Annotated in this window: 18 protein-coding genes and 1 riboswitch; of the genes, 8 read left to right on the top strand and 10 right to left on the bottom strand. The window is 66.8% G+C overall.

Annotated elements, in window-relative coordinates; genetic code table 11:
• Positions 1-18 precede the first annotated feature (18 nt).
• Both ASE10_RS05320 and ASE10_RS05315 read right to left on the bottom strand, forming a co-directional pair.
• Entirely contained in the window at positions 19-1401 is a 1383-nt protein-coding gene (locus ASE10_RS05320; RefSeq protein ID WP_055902191.1) for an XVIPCD domain-containing protein, read from the bottom strand.
• A 6-nt stretch (positions 1402-1407) separates the two neighbouring features.
• Entirely contained in the window at positions 1408-2052 is a 645-nt protein-coding gene (locus tag ASE10_RS05315; RefSeq protein WP_056306740.1) for a hypothetical protein, read from the bottom strand.
• 297 nt (positions 2053-2349) lie between these two features.
• Between ASE10_RS05315 and ASE10_RS05310 the strand changes: the two genes are divergently transcribed.
• Positions 2350-2850: a sugar O-acetyltransferase gene (locus ASE10_RS05310; protein WP_235565800.1), complete on the top strand. Its 501-nt coding sequence runs from the start codon at positions 2350-2352 to the stop codon at positions 2848-2850.
• Positions 2851-3013: 163 nt separating this feature from the next.
• Here ASE10_RS05310 and ASE10_RS05305 read toward each other — a convergent pair whose 3' ends face one another.
• Positions 3014-3268: an antitoxin Xre/MbcA/ParS toxin-binding domain-containing protein gene (locus tag ASE10_RS05305; RefSeq protein WP_157481201.1), complete on the bottom strand. Its 255-nt coding sequence runs from the start codon at positions 3266-3268 to the stop codon at positions 3014-3016.
• Positions 3269-3296: 28 nt separating this feature from the next.
• Complete coding sequence (locus tag ASE10_RS05300; RefSeq protein ID WP_055902178.1) at positions 3297-4259, bottom strand: hypothetical protein; 963 nt, start codon at positions 4257-4259, stop codon at positions 3297-3299.
• A gap of 371 nt (positions 4260-4630) precedes the next feature.
• Between ASE10_RS05300 and ASE10_RS05295 the strand changes: the two genes are divergently transcribed.
• From ASE10_RS05295 to ASE10_RS05270, 6 genes are all read left to right on the top strand, one after another.
• Entirely contained in the window at positions 4631-4822 is a 192-nt protein-coding gene (locus ASE10_RS05295) for a hypothetical protein (RefSeq protein ID WP_055902176.1), read from the top strand.
• Between the two features lie 108 nt (positions 4823-4930).
• Positions 4931-5728, top strand: coding sequence for an alpha/beta hydrolase (locus ASE10_RS05290; protein WP_055902282.1), 798 nt, complete (start codon positions 4931-4933; stop codon positions 5726-5728).
• A gap of 132 nt (positions 5729-5860) precedes the next feature.
• Positions 5861-6148, top strand: a complete 288-nt coding sequence (locus ASE10_RS05285; protein WP_055902173.1) for a hypothetical protein — start codon at positions 5861-5863, stop codon at positions 6146-6148.
• Positions 6149-6220: 72 nt separating this feature from the next.
• Entirely contained in the window at positions 6221-6550 is a 330-nt protein-coding gene (locus ASE10_RS05280) for an antibiotic biosynthesis monooxygenase family protein (RefSeq protein WP_082559633.1), read from the top strand.
• Between the two features lie 182 nt (positions 6551-6732).
• Complete coding sequence (locus ASE10_RS05275) at positions 6733-7836, top strand: hypothetical protein (RefSeq protein WP_157481199.1); 1104 nt, start codon at positions 6733-6735, stop codon at positions 7834-7836.
• A gap of 342 nt (positions 7837-8178) precedes the next feature.
• Positions 8179-8814 (top strand): hypothetical protein, encoded by a 636-nt coding sequence (locus tag ASE10_RS05270; RefSeq protein WP_055902159.1) that lies wholly within the window; start codon positions 8179-8181, stop codon positions 8812-8814.
• A gap of 325 nt (positions 8815-9139) precedes the next feature.
• Here ASE10_RS05270 and thrC read toward each other — a convergent pair whose 3' ends face one another.
• The 4 genes from thrC to ASE10_RS05250 all read right to left on the bottom strand — a co-directional run bounded on the left by thrC (position 9140) and on the right by ASE10_RS05250 (position 14962).
• Positions 9140-10429 carry a threonine synthase gene (gene thrC, locus ASE10_RS05265; RefSeq protein ID WP_055902145.1) on the bottom strand — a complete coding sequence of 430 codons (1290 nt, stop codon included), beginning with the start codon at positions 10427-10429 and terminating at the stop codon, positions 9140-9142.
• Positions 10426-11409 (bottom strand): homoserine kinase, encoded by a 984-nt coding sequence (locus ASE10_RS05260; RefSeq protein WP_055902143.1) that lies wholly within the window; start codon positions 11407-11409, stop codon positions 10426-10428. Before ASE10_RS05260 ends, thrC begins: the two co-directional genes overlap by 4 nt.
• Positions 11406-13913 carry a bifunctional aspartate kinase/homoserine dehydrogenase I gene (gene thrA / locus ASE10_RS05255; protein WP_055902139.1) on the bottom strand — a complete coding sequence of 836 codons (2508 nt, stop codon included), beginning with the start codon at positions 13911-13913 and terminating at the stop codon, positions 11406-11408. Before thrA ends, ASE10_RS05260 begins: the two co-directional genes overlap by 4 nt.
• A gap of 356 nt (positions 13914-14269) precedes the next feature.
• Positions 14270-14962, bottom strand: a complete 693-nt coding sequence (locus tag ASE10_RS05250) for a hypothetical protein (RefSeq protein ID WP_055902137.1) — start codon at positions 14960-14962, stop codon at positions 14270-14272.
• Between the two features lie 423 nt (positions 14963-15385).
• On the opposite strand from ASE10_RS05250, the gene ASE10_RS05245 reads away from it, so the two are divergent.
• Complete coding sequence (locus ASE10_RS05245) at positions 15386-16537, top strand: M23 family metallopeptidase (protein ID WP_157481197.1); 1152 nt, start codon at positions 15386-15388, stop codon at positions 16535-16537.
• An 85-nt stretch (positions 16538-16622) separates the two neighbouring features.
• On the opposite strand, the gene ASE10_RS20005 is transcribed toward ASE10_RS05245, so the two are convergent.
• Both ASE10_RS20005 and ASE10_RS05235 read right to left on the bottom strand, forming a co-directional pair.
• Positions 16623-17291: a hypothetical protein gene (locus ASE10_RS20005; RefSeq protein WP_157481195.1), complete on the bottom strand. Its 669-nt coding sequence runs from the start codon at positions 17289-17291 to the stop codon at positions 16623-16625.
• Between the two features lie 98 nt (positions 17292-17389).
• Positions 17390-17641 carry a hypothetical protein gene (locus ASE10_RS05235; RefSeq protein WP_055902129.1) on the bottom strand — a complete coding sequence of 84 codons (252 nt, stop codon included), beginning with the start codon at positions 17639-17641 and terminating at the stop codon, positions 17390-17392.
• A gap of 504 nt (positions 17642-18145) precedes the next feature.
• A riboswitch (TPP riboswitch) is annotated at positions 18146-18250 on the top strand.
• Positions 18251-18274: the final 24 nt, after the last annotated feature.

The following is an 18274-nucleotide window of genomic DNA, read 5'->3' as shown; positions in this document are numbered from 1 at the left end:
TCAGCAAAAATCCCTTAGCTAGTGCTGCATCCGTGGCCCGGTCTGCGACTGGCCTTCCATTGCTTGATTCTTCTGTGCGGTTTCCGGCGTCGACTGCCGGTCGAGCACCTGCGTCTCCCGCAAGGTCGCGGCCTGCCCAAGGCGCTCCGACGCGGGCAGCGAAAGCGCTTGCGATACCGGCATGTGCGCGTAGTTGGCGGCCGGGTCGGGCGATGCGTTACGCCCCTGTCGATACACGAACAGCAGTTCACCCGCCGCGTTCTGCTCGGTCGGCCGGTTCAATGCGAGCTTCACATCGTCGCCAGGATCGAACCGGCTTGCCACCGCCAGAGACAGCGCGCTCGCACTCAAGCGTTCGCTGCGGTCGTCCCAGGGCTTGCCGATGCTTTGCTCCAGGTCGCGAACGCCGTCGCGAATTTTCTCAAACAGCACATGGTCCGGGTGGCCGGGGTCGTTGGCGCTGGGACCAGAGCGTGGCTCGGCGACCGGCGCGGTCTTGTCCGTCTGCAGCTGGCTGGTGTCGATGAAGTCGGGCGGCACGGTCACCTTGACGCCGATCTCCTGGACATTGATCCGAATCTCGGGAAAGGACCGGCCAGGGTGGGCGGCCTGTGCGACGGCCTCCTGGCGGTAGATTTCCCCGAATGCCCAATCGATGTTCCGCGCCGGATAGCCGGGGTTGCTGTCGTAGAACGCCCTTGCCATGGCCTCCAGGCTTTTGTCCGCGTCCAGTTGCAGGTCGGGTTTGATGTGCAGGCCGGGTTGGAGGGTGTAGGTTGGCGACTCCTCGCGGCCTTTTTCTATGTAGTTAGACGCGCCACCGTCAGCCTCATACAGATCAGCCAGAGTCGCCTCGGGATCAAGGCGCTTGACGTGCGCGGCCACTGTATTGAATCCGGCAATCTCGGCGCGTGCCTCTCGCTCACGGGACCCTTCGTTAAAGGCTTTCACCGAAGCCGTGTAGTCGTGTGGCGATGGTTCGCTCGCGATCGCAGCGACCTGCTCACGGAACCGGACAACCAGTCGTAAAGATTCATCGCTGGAGATCGCATGATCGATCTCATGGCCGACGGTATAGCGAACGAAGTTGGCACTCTGTTCGAGTTCGTCGGATGAGGCGCTCAGATCTACTTCGTTCAGTTGTTCCAGCGACAGGCGTAAAGTGCCATCGTTGTAGTCGAAAGTGCCTTTGAACCTTGGGTCCGCTTCCGCGTCGAACTTGAGCAACTGGCCATTCTCTAGCGAACGTAGCACAGCTGCTTTCAGTTCGGGCGTGCTGTCCAGGGTCTCGCGGAGGACCTTTCCAGGGTGCATGTTCTCGGTGAGCGTGCGTCGATCGAAATCCGAAAGCAGCGCATCCAGTTTTTCCTGCGCAGTGAGTTCGTCATGAACCGCAGCCATGCTTACCTACTTCTTTCTATTCGGTGCGTTGACAACGATTCTGAAAACACACAATTGCTCGTCATAGCGCTTAGTCTTCCCGCGCAGGTAGATCAAGACGCTAGCTTTGTCGCTCCTGAAGCGTCTGTATTCCACGCCGACGTGAGCAGGAAGTTGCGACAACCTAAAGCCGGCCGCAATCAGTGCCTGCTGGTAGCTGTTGAGACCGATGCAGACCGGTGTCATGTCGGCGTCGTTGTCGCCGGAAACGCCCATATCAAAATCCACGCCGCCGGGGTGGGATCCGGGGAGGGCTTTTATCGATGTCAGCGAGTACCGCCAAGCCCCAGTCAGCGCGCCGACCGCATAAAAGCCGTTGGGATCTTCGGGGTCGACCTTGAACTTGATCCCGGTATGCTTCTCGATGTTCTGTGCGGATAGATCCCGGGCATCGCGCACGCTCAGAATCCAGGCCAGCACCCGCTCGTTGAGCTGTTGTGCGTCGAGCATGTCGTTGGCGGTGGCGGGTGTCGATTCCGTCATGGCGGGCTTCTCCTGAACCGCTGCAGGGCCCGCGGCCGTAGTGGCGCAAGCGCCGACGCAGAGCAGGCAGGCCAGTGCGGTCAGTCGGATCGCCGGTAGAGCATTCGGAAATCCGTTGCGCATGAGCATGGTGACGTTCCTTCCTTGAAGCGGCTTGCCGCAAAGAGTACCGACCTTCGAGCGCCGGCGCACCGCGCCTCTGACGGGAGAGCGTCATCAAGAATGGAGAATCAATACGCAATGTGCGCAGTGGTCGGCGACGGACACACTCGTTACGCTAGATGGCGCGGCACACGCTGCGAGACCTCGGCCAGCACCAGGCTGAGCGGACCGAGAAACATCGTGTCGAACCTTCTGAGCGGGAAACGAATGCCAAGCGACGACCGAACCCGCACCATCCCCAGGGGAACCCCGGAATCGGCGGCCATGTCGGCCAACGTCAAACGGGCGATGGCGATCACCGCCACCCTCAATCGTTTGACCTACGAGGATGCGGATGAAGTCCGGACCTTGTTCAGCGACCTCATCGGCAAGCCGGTCGACGACAGTTTTCTGCTGATACCGCCGTTCTACACCGCCAATGGGCTCGACATCCGTGTCGGGCGCAATGTCTTCGTCAACCAGAACTGTACTTTCTACGATCTGGGCGGGCTCGACATCGGCGACGACGTGATGATCGGGCCGAACGTGAGCCTCATTACCACCGGCCACCCCGTCGAGCCGTCCCAGCGGCGCGCGTTCGTCGTCGCAAAGCCCATCGTGATCGAGCGCAACGTCTGGATCGCCGCCGGCGCCACGGTGATCGGCGGCGTGACGGTCGGCGAGAACTCGGTTGTCGCGGCCGGAGCGGTGGTGACCAAGGATGTCCCGCCGAACGCGCTGGTCGCTGGAAACCCGGCGAGGCTCATACGGGCGATCGGCGACTGAGCGCGGGCGACGCGGATTCGGGTGGAGGGGGCGATGATCCTTCCGTAGGTGCAATGGCTTTCTCGCGGAGGGATTGCTCACGGAAGGCGGGTGCCAGTGTCTTCGTGAGGTATCCGCCATGGCTCGATGCCCGCCCTCGGCCAGAAGCGAACACCAGCATGCGCTAGCAGGGCATCGACCAAAGGCATGCCCTGACTTCGTCGCCGCGTCCGGCCTCTATGAGCGACGCCGGCGTTTTTCCACCCAAGGCCGGGACGGATCGGCGCGTCCAGGCGATCGCGTCGCCGCGGCAATGGAAGTAGACGGCCCACGCGATGTCTTCGTTCCCGTCGCAGACTTTCAGCAGCGCCTCCTGGAACTCGCAACCAACAAAATCCTGCCGGCATATCGCCGAAAATTCGTCCCAGGCCGGATCCATCGATAGTCTCCCTGCTTGTGTCTCCATCTTACTCGACGGGGCAACGGCGCTCTTGCTGTATCGATTGGCGGCTGAGCGGCGGCGGCCGGAAAATGGACAACGCTTCGAGCAACTTGCCGAACAACGCCTCGTCTTGAACATGGTTCTGCAGCGCCGAAATCTCCTGCGGCCTGCTTCCCAACACGTGGAAGGAGTAGTTCATCAGGATGAGACGGGAGACGAAGCGGCTTTCCGCCGTCTGATCCGCGCCGACGGCGCCGGTCAGCGCCTCCATCACCTGTTTCCGATCCCCGGTCAGCGCCTGCATGAAGACATCCGGATAGATGAGCCCGTGGCGCCGATCGCCAAGGGGGAGTCGGTAAGTGGTGCCGTCGGGGGTGGCCAGCAGCTTCACGATATCGGTCTGGTAGGTCTTCAGCGTGCCGAGCAAGTCGTCTTCGCCCACGATGATCTGCTGCAGCGCTTCGTAAACCCGTTCGATCACCTCCAAGAACGGCACCGGCCCCAGCGAATCGGTGGCCATCTGCACTTGGTTCCCCTTGATGCTGAAGCGCCGATAGGCTTCGTCGTCGATGCTCAGCTCGAAAAGCAAGAACCTGAGCATGTGATTCCTGATTGCTTCGTCCGCATCGAGCGGGCCGTTCTTCAGGCTGGTCAACTGCACCAGGTAGTAGAAGATGAAGTAGTCCTTGCGGGGCCGTTGGCGGTTGTCGATCTCAAGCAGATAACCAAAGCGCGACAGGACCAAGAGCAGGGCATAGCAGTCCGATTCCGTGAACCCCTTGGTCGCCATGGTGTTTTCGAAGGCGCTCACGGGAAACAGGTCGCCCCAACGGCTCACGCAGAGGGTTGCGCCGTCGCGCTTTCGAGCGACGAGGGATAGCAGCGAAGGCTCGTCCTCTTCATAGAACACGGCGCCTGGCGCCATCGAGCGCGGGCGAATGCCCAAGAAATGCTCAAGCTTGTAAGAAAGAAGATCGAATACATCCATGTGGTTGGGGATGTCCTGGGTCGGGAGCAGTGCATTTCGGCCACTCGACCAAAGCGCGCTTTGCCGGCGGAGGAGAAAGCGGTTCGCCCGGTTGCGGAGCCGTCCGGAGCGCCTGCCCATGTTGGGGCATCCCTTGCCTCCCGGGCCGATCTTGGCCTGTGCGGACTCCTCGGCCGCCAACCGTGCCGCCCGGGCGGGCTCCAAACGTGGACGATCCGGTTCCAACCGGCCGACCAAGCTGGGCCCAGGCGGCCCCAGCCGCCGCTGAAGCGGCTAGCCCAATAGAGGGGTGACTTCCGGCCCATGGCTTAAGCGTGCTTGGTGTTGTACTTTACCAACACACCAAATCACACAATCCACGGACCTCCGCCATGAACGCCATGACCTCCCTGTTTTCCACCCACCTTCCGCGACCGCAGAACCGCAGCACCGCCGCGCCCCTGGTGGCCCGCCCGGTCAAGCGGGAGCGGGATTTTGGCATCGGTTACGGCTCCAGCAGCGGCTACGCCACCGCCGCGCCTTACGCCCCCGACCGCACCACCCCCCGCTTCCGCTTCGGCTGAGCCCGCCGCATACGACGACTGCCGCGCTGGCCCAGACGGTCGCGCACCTATCAGGGGAAGGGAATGATCAAGGAATTTGCGGCACAAGCCACGCTGCTGGTGGCAGCCATGTTGGGCACGACGGTCGCGCAGGCCGGTGGCGCCGAAGTGCACCGCCCGGGCTACACCTTGCAGGCCGAGCAACAGGGGGATGGCGCCACGGCGGTCGTCTTCGAATCCGGTTTCGGTCAGGGCGCGGGCGTGTGGAAGGACGTGATCGCCGACCTGGGCGCGCAGTGCCGCTGCGTCGCCTACGCGCGCGCCGGGCTGGGCCAGTCGGGCACCGACGGCAAGTCCAAGACGATCGACGCGCACCTGCAAGACCTGGGCGCGGTGATCGATTCGCTCGCACCGGGCCGCAAGGTGGTGCTGGTGGGCCATTCCTACGGCGGCCTGCTGGTCACCGAGTTCGCACGCAAGTATCCGCAGCGCGTGCAGGCACTGGTGCTGGTGGACCCGGCCACGATGCAGCAACGGCACGCCTTCATGGCGGCGGACCGCGACCGCGTAACCGCCGACGACAAAGCGCTGCTGGCGATGCTGCCGCCGCCCCTGCGCGCCGACTACGCACTGTTGATCGCCCAGCTGGACAGCGCCGACGCCGCCGCCCCGCGCGCCATGCCCGACGTGCCGGTGGCCTTGCTGACCTCCACCCAGGTCGCGGACCAGCCGTTCGTGTTCGAGGAAACCGCGCAGGGCAAAGCGCTGTGGAAAGCGCAGCACGCCGCCCTGTTCGCAAGCTTCAGCCAGGGCACGCACCGCTATTTCGCCACCGGGCATAACATCCATCGCGAAAACCCGAAGGCCGTCGCCGACGCGATCCGCGCGGTCTCGCCCGGAGCGGACACGGCAAGCCCGGCGCGGTAACTCGAGGACCGCGGGCCCAGGCAGCGATCCCGCATCTCCCCGTACTGCAGAGAGGCCCGCCCATCGGCGGGCCTCTCGCTTTCAAGCCACGTATGGAAAAATGGCCTGAAGTCCCATGACCTGATCGCGCTCATGCCGAAGATCTTTGTGGTGGAAGACCAGAGCCACGCCGAACCCATCGGCGAGTTCTCTACGATCGAGGCTGCCTGGGATGAGCTTCGACGTCTTTCCGCTATCCCGTGGGATGCGGCTCCAAATGCAGCCCCCTGCGGAAGCTGGCAGTCCTGCGGCCGCGATTACGAAATCGTCGAGTACGACACCACCGACGGGGCATGGGCCTTGGTCCAACGCTATGCGGGGCTGGAGGTCAGCGCCAAGGGTGTTGCCTGGGGCGAGGACGCACCGGACCACGGCGCCTGATAGCCCTTACGGCCAAAGAGCGGTAGCCAATGCGAAGTTGCCGTCACAGCAGCTACCTTGTGGGAGAAGAGGATGAGCAACGACAGCCCCGCCTTCTGCGCCCTCTATCGTTGGCGCCTGCACCCCGGCTCCGAGCCGACGTTCGTCGATGCCTGGTCGCGGGTGACGCATTTGCTGCGGACCGAACGGGGCTCGCTCGGGTCGCGCTTGCACCGGGGGCCGGATGACATCTGGTACAGCTACACGCAGTGGCCGTCGGCGGCGGCGAAGGCCGAAGGGCTCGCGCGTCCGTCCGTGGATGCGGAGGCGTGGGAGCGGATGCGCTCGTGCATCGCCGAGAGTCTGCCCGAGCTGATCCTTGAGCCGGTGGCGGACTTTCTTGCCCCGCTTCCGCGTGGCTGATGCCTAGCGACGTGCAGACATCCTGCTTGGAAAATGACTCAACAAAGATGGGTCGGAGTGCGCTTTCGCGGAGCGTCCTGGAAAAAGCATTTTCCCCTGTTTCCGCCGCAACAGTTTCCCCGGCGCAGGCGACGCGCGCGGAGCGTGATACCGTTGAATGAAACTTCAAACGTGGGGGGCTTATGACGAAAATCCATTCCGATCTTGCATCACGGCTTTGTAGTGGGGTGGCCGTTGCGGCAATGGTGGCGTGCGTAGCCATGCCTGCCCATGCGAAAAAGAAGCAAACGGACGCAGCCCACAATGCCGCACTGACCGACCAGCTTTTTCTGGATGCTCTTCAGAACGGCATGAGCATGGTCGTCACCGCAACGATCAATCTCGATCATAAGTATCCCAACAAGGACGCGATGATCGACAACAGCGCGCTGTATACATCCAGCAGAACGGGGACATACGTAACCGACCGCACCTCCACATCGGTCTGGAAAGGGCAGCAGCCCGGAAGCTTTTTTACCGTTGGAAACGACTCGGATTTCAAGAACGGAGAGCTCGACCGCTCTTTTTTCAGTTTCGTGTCGGATGGCACACGGTACATGGTGTACATCGTTGCCCCGGGAACCTACACGCTGACCGGCGCCAGCTATACGTTGCCCCGGACGCGCGCGCCCAAAACAGGCGCGAGCCGCGGCACAGGCGGGGCCTCCAAAATCGGCCAGGTCTCTTTCAGGGAAACCACGTTCTCCGAATATGAGAAGGGTCAGGAATGGCGCAATGCCGCCTATGTCACCGATGCGGTGAAATCCAACTATTGCACGATGGTGATAGCCGGAAGCGACCAGTGCGTTCAATGGGGCACTTACACCGATAACGTGACCAGCCAGAGCCGCGCCGCCGGATACTATGAAACGACAAAAAAAGTGGACGTGAGCGGCGTTGAAGTCCAAGCGACGCTGGCGACGCCTTTCGCATCGTTCACGGCAAGGCCCGGGGAAGTTTTGCTGATCGACGGCTTGTTTGCCGAGAACCCCGCCGCCAGCTTCACCGAGAAGAGTTGCGAACGCATCAAAAGCGATCAGGTGAATTGCGCGCTGACCGGTTACGACCTCATCCGCATTCAGGCCATTCCGGGGGACATGGAGAAGGCCAATGCCGCGGCGCGCGGTTTTCCGAAACTCAGCCAACTCTTGACCAAGATCCAGTACCGCGAGCTGACGATGGCGGCAAAGGCCGACCCAAAAAAGCGGGATGGTAGGCAGGTGTATTTTGTTGAGCTGGGGAAATGATGCCGGCCGGTTGTTAGCGGCGCGATCTCGTTTCCTGGTTTGTCGCCGCGGCCGTTTTTGGCGTTCGCGGCGATCTAGGTTCGCGGGAGGGCCTCGCTCACCTTGATGGCGGTATGCGCCCTTGAGCGCGCGAGTCCAGGTCGCCAAAGAAGGGTCAGAGTGCGCTTTCGCGGAGCGTCCTAGAAAAAGCGCACTCCCTAGCGCGCCACCGAACATGAAACACTCGGCATCGCCGCTAGTGGGGGCTTGGCGGCGCTGGACATGCAAACGGGCGAGATCGTCGGCGCCTGAACGCCACACCGCCGGCCGCGCCGCGGCCGGCTTATCAGGGGGAACGCAAGAATGTGGAAGTGGCTGTGCGCAATCGCGCTACTGGCCGCGTCGGCCAATGCCGCCGCGCAAACCGAAAACTACAAGCACGTCGGCTCGCGCTCGCCGGCCGGGCAGTTCGACAAGGACTACTACGCCTTCTCCTACATCGCGCCCAGCAACACCTACGGCGATATCGAGTGGGAGGAATACCGCGACAAGAAGGAAAAGCGCAACACGGTCATGGTGATCGGCCTGAGCGGTTACGACACCTACGCGCTGAGCGTGCTCTACAAGGGCAAGTCCGAGGCCGGCCAGTCCGTTCTGGACGCAGCCAAGCAGCGCTACCCCAACGCCAACTTCACCGTCACCGACCTCAACCCCGGTTGCGCGACCACGCCCGTGGACAAGCCCTTCGCCCTGGACGGCCGCATGCTCACCTTCCTGGCCGTATGCGTCGACGGGCGCTCGCGCGCTGTGTACGAACTGGGCATCTCCTGGAGATCGCTGATCCTGGCGATGAAATCCCTGGACCGCGTAGCCGAAGAATCGGAAGCCTGCGCCGAGCAGAAACGCAACGACCCGCAGGCGCGCTGCCCCGATTATCTGGGCGCTTACTCCGCCGCCTACCGCAAGGCCCTGGGCAGCTTCGCGATGAAGGGCAAGTAGGACGCGGCGAGCGCAGCGAACCGCCTCGCGCCCCCCTGCACTTGCCAGCCCCAACCGCTTTTAAGCCCCGCTCCCGCTCGCGGGAGAGGGGTTGGGGTGAGGGCGCGCGACGGCGGCGAAGGCCGAAGGGCTCGCGCGTCCGTCCATGGATGCGGAAGCCTGGGAGCGGATGCGCTCGTGCATCGCTGAGAGTTTGCCCGAGCTGATCCTTGGGCCGGTTGCGGACTTCCTTCGCTCGAGGCGATCGCGGCTTACGCCGCTCCCACAGAGAGCGGCGAAGGCGGGTCGCGGCTTACGCCGCTCCTACCCCAGAGCAGTGTGGTGTTTATCGGTGGAGCAGGTGTTCGCGCAGGGCGGGGTAGTCGGCGGGCAGCGGGTCGGCCGAGGCTGGGCGGGCGAGGGCGGCGGCCAGGGCCGGTGGGGGTTCGACCGGGTGGCCGACCAGGGGCTCGACGATGCTGTCGAACTTGGCCGGGTGCGCGGTGGCGACCACGGCCCAGGGGCGGGTGTCGCCTTCCGAGCGCAGGCGTTCCAGCAGGTGCAGGCCGGTGGCGGTGTGCGGGCAGGGCACTACGCCGTGGCGCTGAGGGGCGTGGCGGATGGTTTGGGTGATGGTGGCGTCGTCGACGGCGGTGGCGTGGATGGCGGCGCGCAGTGCGTTGTCGTCGTCGAACCAGTGGCGCAGGCGTTCGACGTTGCTGGGTGCGCCGACGTCCATGGCGTTGGCCAGGGTCGCGCGGGTCGGCTGCGGTGCGTAGTCGGCGCCGTTCAAGTAGCGCGGCAGGGTGTCGTTGGCGTTGGTGGCCAGGCGGATCTCGCCGATCGGCAGGCCCATGCGTTGGGCGACCACTGCAGCGCAGGCGTTGCCGAGGTTGCCGGTGGGCACGATGAAGTTCAGCGGAGTGCCGTGGGCGTGGTGATGGTGGACGGCGGCGTGGGCGTAGTACGCGGCCTGCGGCAGCAGCCGGCCCAGGCTGATGCTGTTGGCCGAACTCAGCGGCCGCGCGCGGCGCAGTTCGGTGTCGGACAGGGCTTGCTTGGCCAGGCGTTGGCAGTCGTCGAAATCGCCGTCCACGCGCAGCGCCTGCACGTTGTCGCCCCAGCAGCCCAGGCCGTGGGCCTGGCGCGGCGAGACGCGGCCGTCGGGGTAGAGGATCAGCACGCGGAAGCCGGGGCGGCGGTGGAATGCGGCGGCGACCGCGGCGCCGGTGTCGCCGGAGGTCGCGACCACGATGGTGGTCGGCGCGGCGTCGGGTTGGCGCAGGCCGGCCAGGGCTTCGGCCAGGAAGCGCGCGGCGTAATCCTTGAATGCGGCGGTGGGGCCGTGGAACAGCTCCAGCAGCAGGTCGTCGTCTTGCGACAGCGGGTGCAGCGGTGCGGGGAAGGCGTAGGCGCTGCGGCACAGGTCGGGCAGGCGTTCGCGCAAGGCGGACTGGGTGAAGTAGGGCGCGAGCACGGCGTGCGCGGTGTCGGCCAGTGCGTCGTAGACGGGCAGCGCGGCGAGCGTGGGCAGGTGTTCGGGCACGTACAGGCCGCCGTCGGGCGCGAGACCGGCGGACAGGGCGTCGTCGATCGCGGTCGCGGGGGTTCGGCCGCGGGTGCTGAAGAAGTTCATGCGATCAACTCCGCGCGTGGTCCCGCCACCGGGGTGACGTAGGCGCGCGAGTCGAAACCGGCGTCGGCGAAGGCCTGGCGCATCGACGGCGCAGCGGCGCGCGCCTGCGCTTCGGATTCGAACCAGGCGAAGGTGCTGGGGCCGGCGCCGGAGATGCTGGCGCCCAGGGCGCCGTGGTCGAGCGCGGCGGCTTTGACGGCGGCGAAGCCGGGGATCAGCGGGGAGCGGCGCGGTTCGACCAGCAGGTCGACCAGGCCTTCGCGCAGCAGGCCGGCGTCGCCGCGCTGCAGGCCGGTCAGGAACAAGGCCAGGTGCGCGCTCTGTTCGACCACGGTGTGCAGCGGATACGGGTCGGCGAGCACGGCGCGCGCGCGCCGGGTTTCCAGGACCTGGTCGGGATGCACCACCACCGCGTACAGCCAGGACGGCACGGCCAGCGGAATCATGCGGGTGGCGGTGGCCATGACCACGCCGCCGAGCAGCATCGGCGCGACGTTGTCGCCGTGGCGGCTGCCGCTGGACACCGACTCGCCGTCCAGCGCGAATTCGTACAGCGCGTCGCGCGGCAGCGGCGCGTCCAGCAGGGCGTTGGCCGCGACCACGGCGGCGACGCAGGAGGCGGCCGAACCGCCCAGGCCGGAGCCCAGCGGGATGCCTTTCTCCAGTTCCAGTTCGAAGCCGTGGCCCAGGCCGAGTTTGTCGCGCAGCGCGATCAGGGCCTGGCCGGCGGTGTTGCGCGCGGCCTCCAGCGGCAGTGAGTCGGCGCCGGCGACGTCGCCGCGGATCGCGGCGATGCGCACTTCCGGCGCGGCGATACGGCGCACCACGGCGATGTCGCGCGGGCCGTCGATGGAGTGGCCGAGCAGGTCGAAGCCGACGCCGATGTTGCCGACGCTGGCGGGCGCGAACGCGCGCACGCTGCCGGCGGCGTCGGTGCGCGCGGCATCGATGGGGGACGAACCGGGTGTTGCGGCGCTCATGCGCGGGCTCCGAGGGTCTGCGCGATGGAAAGGATGTCGCCGAACACGCCGGCCGCGGTGACGTCCGGCCCCGCGCCGGGCCCTTGCACCACCAGCGGATTATCCGCGTAACGGCGGGTGCGGAACTGGATCAGGTTGTCGGTGAGCGCGCCGTGCATGGAGGCGTGGCCCGGCGGCGGCGAGACCACGCCGACGCTGGCGCGGCCGTCGCGGTCCAGCCGCGCCAGGTAGCGCAGGCCCAGGCCGGCGGCGCGGGCGGCGTCGAAGCGCTGTTTCAGCGGCGCGTCGAGTTCGTCCAGGCGCGCCATGAACTCGTCCTTGGACACTGTGCGCAGCGCGTCGGGGACCAGGCTTTCGACGTCGACCTGTTCCAGCGACAGCGGCCGCCCGGCTTCGCGCGCCAGGATCACCAGCTTGCGGGCGACGTCGGTGCCGGACAGGTCGTCGCGCGGGTCGGGCTCGGTGTAGCCCAGGCGGTGGGCTTCGCGCACCAGTTCGGAGAACGCGGCGCTGCCGTCGTAGCGGTTGAACAGCCAGGCCAGGGTGCCGGACAGGATGCCTTCGACTTCGGTGAGCTCGTCGCCGGTGTCGAGCAGCGAACGTAGGGTCTGGATCACCGGCAGGCCGGCGCCGACCGTGGCTTCGTAGCGGAACTTGCCGCCGCCGTTGCGGGTGGCGGCGCGGATCGCCTCGTAGCGCGCAAGCGGGCCGGCGCCGGCCTGCTTGTTGGGCGTGACCACGTGGATGCCGGCGGCCAGCCACTGCGGGTAGTAGGCAGCGACCGCGTCGCTGCCGCTGCAGTCGACGATCAGCGCGTGCGGCAGGTGTTCGGCGCGTACGTGCGCGGCGAAGCGTTCCAGGTCCAGGGCTTCGCCGCTTTCGAGCGTGGCGACCGCGTCCTGCGGCGGCATCGCCTTGGCCGACAGCTGCATGCGCCGGCTGTCGGCGATCGCGCGCAGGCGCAGTTCCAGGCGCGAGTCGTGTTCGAAGCGCGGCTGCGCCGCCGCCAGTTGCGCGAGCAGCGCGCGGCCGACCTTGCCGGGGCCGATCAGGCCCACCGACACGCACTGCGGCGACAGCCAGAACGCGGAGTGCGCGGCGCGCAATGCGCGCGTTGCGTCGCGCGCGCCGATCGCGACCGAGATGTTGCGCTCGCCCGCGCCCTGGGCGATCGCGCGTACGTTGACCCGCGCCTGCGCCAGCCCGCCGAGCAGGCGTGCGGCCACGCCCGGGGTGCCGACCATGCCGTCGCCGACCGCAGCCAGCACGCACACGTCGGGGGTGACGCTGACTTCCTGGGCCTGGCCGTCGGCCATGGCGTCGGCGAAGGCGGCGACGATGGCCTCGCGTCCGCGCTGGGCCTGGTCGGCGCGCACCACGCAGCAGATCGAATGCTCGGACGAGCCCTGCGAGATCATGGTCACCGACACGCCGGCGCCGCGCAGCGCGCCGAACAGGCGCTCGGCGGTGCCGGGCACGCCGACCATGCCGTTGCCGATCAGCTCCAGCACCGCCAGGTCGTGGACCAGGCTCAGGCCCTTGACCGGCGCGCCGTCGGCCGAGGGCGTGGTGCTGATCAGGGTGCCCGGCGCCTGCGGGTTGCGGGCGTTGCGGATGCGCAGCGGGATACCGCGCTGCTGCACCGGCGCCAGGGTCTGCGGGTGCAGCACCTTGGCGCCGAAGTAGGCCAGTTCGCAGGCTTCGGCGTAGGACATCGACGGCAGGCAGACCGCGTCGGGCACCAGGCGCGGGTCGGCCGAAAGCACGCCGTCGACGTCGGTCCAGATGGTCAGCGCGTCGGCGTCGAACAGGTGGGCGAAGATCGCGGCGGAGTAGTCGCTGCCGTTGCGGCCCAGGGTGGTGGCCTCGCCGTCTGCGTCGCGGGCGACGTAGCCGGTGACGACGATGCGATCGCCGGGGTGGCGCGCGCGCCAGTCGCGCAGGCGCGCGCGGCTGGCGTCCCAATCCACGGCCACGCCCATTTCGCCGGGATGCACGACCAGCACCTCGCGCGCGTCCAGCCGCTGCCAGCCGGCGGCGTCGCCGCCGAGCGCGGCGTGCATCAGGTACGAGGACAGCACTTCGCCCAGGCCCGGCAGGGCGGCGGCGATGCGCTGGGCCTGTTCTTCGGGCCAGCGTCCGACGACCAAGCGGTCCAACTGCGCGTGCAGCGCGGCGAGTTCGCGCCGCAGCGCCTGCGCCACGCGGTGGCGGCCATCGGGATCGAGCTCGGCGGCGGCATCGAGGTGGCGCTGGGACAGGCTGGAGAGGGCGGGTTCCAAGGCACGGCCCGCGCGCGCGGCGGCGGCCAGCTCGACCAGGGCGTCGGTCACGCCCTGCATCGCCGAGACCACCACCAGGCGCGCGGACGCGCCGTCGTCGATCAGCGGTGGGACGGCGCGGTAGCGGGCGGCGTCGGCGACGCTGCTGCCGCCGAACTTGTGCACGTGGCAGGCGGGTGCGGCGACGGCAACAGCGGCGGACGAGGGTGGCGCGGACGACATGGCGAGAGCTCCGTTTGGGGCTCCGCGGCGCGACTCGGGGGAGGCCGGCAGGCCGCACCCGGATCGGGTGCGGAGCGGCGTGTTTGGATCAGTTGGACACGCCCGTCCGCACCACTGGGGTAGTGGTGGTACCGGTGGTGGTAATCGACAGCGACCGCGTGGCCGGGCCCCGGCCTTGCGGCAGGGCGGCGATGCGGGCGGTGGCGAGAGCGGGGTGCATGGGCGACAGCAATACCCGAGGTTTGTGCGGTGCGTCAAGCGGCGCCGACGCAGGTCGCGTTTTGCGGGCGGGCAGGCTTGTGCGGGTATGGGCGCGGCTGGGCGCCGGTACCGGCCGGTGCCGTCGCGCTGCGGACTCAGCGCAGTTTTTTCGCCCGCGGCGCGCGCTGGGGCTTGGCCGCGGCCGGCGCCGGCTCGGCCGCGCCCCAGGGCGGCGGCGGGATCGCCAGCGGCTGGGTCAGGTCGAATTCGACCCGGAACAGCCGCCCCGGCCGGGCCAGCTTGTAGACGAAGCTGCGGCCGTCATCGAGTTCGATCGACCACACGTTCTGCGCGGATTCCGGCCGGCCCAGGCGCCGGAACAAGGCGCGCGAATCGGGGTCGGCGGGGAAATCGGCCTGGGCGCTGCCGGCGTCGATGGCGATGCGGCTGCTGTCGCCGCCATAGCCCGAGAGCGGGTCGGCGGCGCCGTCGGCGTGGCGGTGGTCGTGTTTGAGCTGCAGCGCGTGGCCGTGCTGGCTCAGCACCCAGGTGCGCGAGCGGTCGCTGCCGACGTGGAAGGGGATGCGGATCTCGCGCTTGCCGCATTCGCGCACGTGCATCACCAGGGCGCGGCCGGAATAGGGGTCGGCGGCGTTTTCCGGGATGTCGGCGACCACCCTGCCCAGGTAGGCATTGCCGCACAGCGCGGACAGGCGCCGGAACAGCTCGCTGGCGTCGTTCGCGACCGGGGCGGGGGCCTCCTCGCCGCGGAACGGCCACAGCGAACAGGCACTGGTGGCGAGTACGACGCAGAACAGGGCGATCAGGCGCGGGGAGGGTCGATTCATGCGGCCGGAGCGTGCGTCGTGGCGATGACGGCATCGTGGCACGCAGGGCGCCGGTACCGATAGGTGCAGGGTGCGCGGTTTTGCGATACGTCGCAGGCACTTGATGTGAATAGGAAAAGTGCGCTTGTCGCGCCGCCGTCGCACACGCGTTGCTGTCGCGCCTGCGCCGGCCGCAGCCGCGCTCATGTCGATTTGGAATGACGGAACTGCGGGATTTGTCTCATTTGGACCTAAACGACCGGACCTGTGTCCCGCGACATCGCCGCGCCCGGGCGCCAAAGTTTTTCCGCCGCGCATCCCTCAAGGGCGGCGGATGCGGGCGGAGTGGAGAGACGTTTAGCCGGACGTTACGACTCGGCGCGGGACCCGACGGCTCGGGTCGGCGCGGACAGTTCGCCCATTCATCTATCAAGGAGCAAGACCATGAAGGAGATTTCCCAGGCAAGAATGGCGCTGTTGGCGTGCTGTATCGCCGCTGCGGTGTGCAGCAACGCGGTCGCGGCGGAACCCGCGGCGACCGCCGGGCTGTCCGGGCAGGACCTGGTCTACAGCTACGACGAGATGTTCGACTTCGACATCGACGCCTACCTGGCCAGGCGCGCGCCGCATCTGTCGCGTTACGGCGAAACGATCTCGCACTGGGCCGGCTACAGCGGCATCAGCCCGAAGGTGCTGATCGCGCTGATGGAACAGCAAAGCGGAGTGGTCACGCGCAAGCGCGCCGCCGCCGATGCGCTGAGCCGTCCTTACGGCAAGCTCGCCCAGGGCCGCGATTTCAGCGCGCAAACCCGCGAGGTGGCGCTGGCCCTGCGCGAGGCCTTGTATGCGCAGGACGGGCCGAACGCGAAGGGCCCGGTGCCGCTGGCGCGCGCCAATCCGATTCAATCCTTGTTCGCGCGCGCCGGCGCGAGCGAATCCAGCGCGGCCTACAGCGGCGACAGCGAGTTCCAGCAGGTCTACGCCGGCCTGTTCAACGAAACCCGCAAGGCCGCACCGGCCTCGGCGCGATTCGCCGCCGGTCCGGACGTCGGCGCCCTCGCCGGTCCGGCCAACGGCTTCCTGCAGTTCCCCTATCCGCGCGGGCAGCGTTGGCACGTCGGCGGCGCGCACACCAACACCGGCTCGGGCAACTACCCGATGTCGTCGCTGGACATGTCGCTGGGCGGCGGTTGGGGCAGCAACCAGAGCGGTACCTGGGTGTCGTCGTCGGCGGCCGGCTCGTTCAAGCGGCATTCCTCGTGTTTCGCCGAAGTGGTGCACAGCGGCGGTTGGTCGACGACCTACTACCATCTGATGAACATCCAGTACGGCACCGGCGCCAGCATCGCGGCCAACACCCGCATCGCCAATCCGGCCAACACCCAGGCCCAGGCGCTGTGCAACGGCGGCGCGTCCACCGGCCCGCACGAGCACTGGTCGCTGAAGTCCAACGGCAGCTTCTATCACCTCAACGGCGTGTACGTGTCGGGCTTCCAGATCACCGCGATCGGCACCAGCTACGACACCAACTGCAGCCGCTTCTATCTGACCAAGAACGGAACCCGGTACTGCTCGGGCTGGTTCACCAACCCGTGATGCGGCTGCGGATGCGCCGACCCGCTCGGTGATCCGCACGGCGTTGCCCGGCTGGCGTTTCCAGCCGGGCAACGCTTTTGGCCGCCTATCGCCGCTTGCCGGAAGTGATGAATCCGCCTGTGCCGCGCGTCGTGAAGAGGAACCGCGCTTCGGTCGAGCCATCGGGCGAGGCGATCAAGCGATAGGAAAATGCGGGAATGGGTAAGGTCGCCTGGCCCTGGAGCGTATTGGCCCAGGCCTGGAGTTCCTTGCGCTTCGTGCCGATATTGATCGAGCCCGCGCAGAACGCTCCGCCACAGGCGAAGCGATCCAAGGTGCCCAGCTCGGGGTGGCGTTGCAGCGACTCTTCGACCTCGATGCGATAAGCCGAGCTTCGTTCGCCCGCATCCGAAACCTTTGCCGCCTGCAGCGAAACCATGAAGTCGTCGAAGTGTTCGGATACCAAAGTGTCGTTGGCCCGGTCGTTCACCATGCCTTGAGTCAGCAGTGCGGATTCCACCGGCGATAAGCCTTGTGTATCGTCGGCGCTATGGTTCTTAGCGTTGCCTGTCTCGGGATCGAGGCGTGCGCTTCGAGTAGCCGTTTGCTCGAAGCCGTCGACCGATGGACCTGTGGCTGGCCCGGCAGTTGAGGCCTCCGGCTGCTCAAGTGCGACGGGCGGTTTGGCCTGTCGCTCAGCTGCGCGACGATTCAGAAGCCAGGCAGATAGCGCAATTGCCGACAAGGCGATCGCGGCGATGACTAGCTTTCGCATTCCAGAACTCCTTGGACCTCTGCGAGCCTGCAGCCCTGCAGGCAGACATGCACCGAAGCCCCTTCACCGCATCGTTCAAGGAGGGGCTCGGCTGGAGCTTAGGACTCCGGAGGAGTCGTATCGGTCAGGTCCTCGGTTTTGATCGAGCCGCCCTTGGAGTCGGTGACCGAGGTTCCTCCGCCAGGGTAGGTGCGGACAACGCACTCGTTCTGACACGTGTAACGCACGTTGTTGACGATGACCGATTCCGCAGCGACGACGGCGAACGTCGCCGCCAGCAGGAGCAAGAGTTTCTTATGCGCCGTATTCTTCGTGAGCTTCATTTTCGTCCTTCCATAGATGATGGTCATGCATGCGACGGATGGTTTCGGTCGCATCTCGAGTCTAGTTTCCAGTGTCGAAAAAGATAGACGGAGGAAATGTGGTTTCAGCTCGCCGATAAGGTGGCGGACGCAGTCTGAATGTGTGTGTTCCGTGGCTTGCCGTGGGCGCGCGCTGGTCAGGCGGCCGATCCCGCCGAGCTGCGCTCGGATGGTTGAGGCGGCATCGCCTAACGGGTCAGGTTCAGCCCAATCCGCAACGACCTGACGCTGCGTGCAGGTTCGTGGATGAGGCATCGCGCATCGATACCACCCGCCCTGTTCCAACCACCGGCAACGCGCAACCTCCGGCGATGGGCGGCTAGCGCAGGTGAGGAGATACGACTCGCCGCGGGCCTGCGCCGCAGCTGTGGGCAAGGTGCCGGCCTGGTCCGCTCTGCCTGGTCCGCTCGGCCAGATCCGTGAGGCATGCCCGGGCGGAATCGCGCCCGCCCGGCGGATACTGGCCCTGCAGCGCCTATCGTGGTGAAATGCGCACTGAAGCGGGGGTACCGCGGCGGTTCCAGGCCGGCGGTTGAGACAGTCCCTTCGAACCTGATGCGGTTGAGACCGCCGTAGGGAAGCTTCGCCGGCCGCGCTTCGCGGCCGCGCGCCGCCCGCTTT

Source organism: Lysobacter sp. Root76, from assembly GCF_001428685.1.
Lineage (GTDB): Bacteria > Pseudomonadota > Gammaproteobacteria > Xanthomonadales > Xanthomonadaceae > Lysobacter.
The sequence above is the reverse complement of the archived record's forward strand: the minus strand, read 5'-3'. Positions and strand labels throughout refer to the sequence as shown.

Excerpts from the sequence above, each read along its gene's own strand:
- ASE10_RS05320 (WP_055902191.1), bottom strand. The coding sequence starts at position 1,401 with ATGGCTGCGGTTCATGACGAACTCACTGCGCAGGAAAAACTGGATGCG.
- ASE10_RS05315 (WP_056306740.1), bottom strand. The coding sequence starts at position 2,052 with ATGCTCATGCGCAACGGATTTCCGAATGCTCTACCGGCGATCCGACTG.
- ASE10_RS05310 (WP_235565800.1), top strand. The coding sequence starts at position 2,350 with ATGTCGGCCAACGTCAAACGGGCGATGGCGATCACCGCCACCCTCAAT.
- ASE10_RS05305 (WP_157481201.1), bottom strand. The coding sequence starts at position 3,268 with ATGGATCCGGCCTGGGACGAATTTTCGGCGATATGCCGGCAGGATTTT.
- ASE10_RS05300 (WP_055902178.1), bottom strand. The coding sequence starts at position 4,259 with ATGGATGTATTCGATCTTCTTTCTTACAAGCTTGAGCATTTCTTGGGC.
- ASE10_RS05295 (WP_055902176.1), top strand. The coding sequence starts at position 4,631 with ATGAACGCCATGACCTCCCTGTTTTCCACCCACCTTCCGCGACCGCAG.
- ASE10_RS05290 (WP_055902282.1), top strand. The coding sequence starts at position 4,931 with ATGTTGGGCACGACGGTCGCGCAGGCCGGTGGCGCCGAAGTGCACCGC.
- ASE10_RS05285 (WP_055902173.1), top strand. The coding sequence starts at position 5,861 with ATGCCGAAGATCTTTGTGGTGGAAGACCAGAGCCACGCCGAACCCATC.
- ASE10_RS05280 (WP_082559633.1), top strand. The coding sequence starts at position 6,221 with ATGAGCAACGACAGCCCCGCCTTCTGCGCCCTCTATCGTTGGCGCCTG.
- ASE10_RS05275 (WP_157481199.1), top strand. The coding sequence starts at position 6,733 with ATGACGAAAATCCATTCCGATCTTGCATCACGGCTTTGTAGTGGGGTG.
- ASE10_RS05270 (WP_055902159.1), top strand. The coding sequence starts at position 8,179 with ATGTGGAAGTGGCTGTGCGCAATCGCGCTACTGGCCGCGTCGGCCAAT.
- thrC (WP_055902145.1), bottom strand. The coding sequence starts at position 10,429 with ATGAACTTCTTCAGCACCCGCGGCCGAACCCCCGCGACCGCGATCGAC.
- ASE10_RS05260 (WP_055902143.1), bottom strand. The coding sequence starts at position 11,409 with ATGAGCGCCGCAACACCCGGTTCGTCCCCCATCGATGCCGCGCGCACC.
- thrA (WP_055902139.1), bottom strand. The coding sequence starts at position 13,913 with ATGTCGTCCGCGCCACCCTCGTCCGCCGCTGTTGCCGTCGCCGCACCC.
- ASE10_RS05250 (WP_055902137.1), bottom strand. The coding sequence starts at position 14,962 with ATGAATCGACCCTCCCCGCGCCTGATCGCCCTGTTCTGCGTCGTACTC.
- ASE10_RS05245 (WP_157481197.1), top strand. The coding sequence starts at position 15,386 with ATGAAGGAGATTTCCCAGGCAAGAATGGCGCTGTTGGCGTGCTGTATC.
- ASE10_RS20005 (WP_157481195.1), bottom strand. The coding sequence starts at position 17,291 with ATGCGAAAGCTAGTCATCGCCGCGATCGCCTTGTCGGCAATTGCGCTA.
- ASE10_RS05235 (WP_055902129.1), bottom strand. The coding sequence starts at position 17,641 with ATGACCATCATCTATGGAAGGACGAAAATGAAGCTCACGAAGAATACG.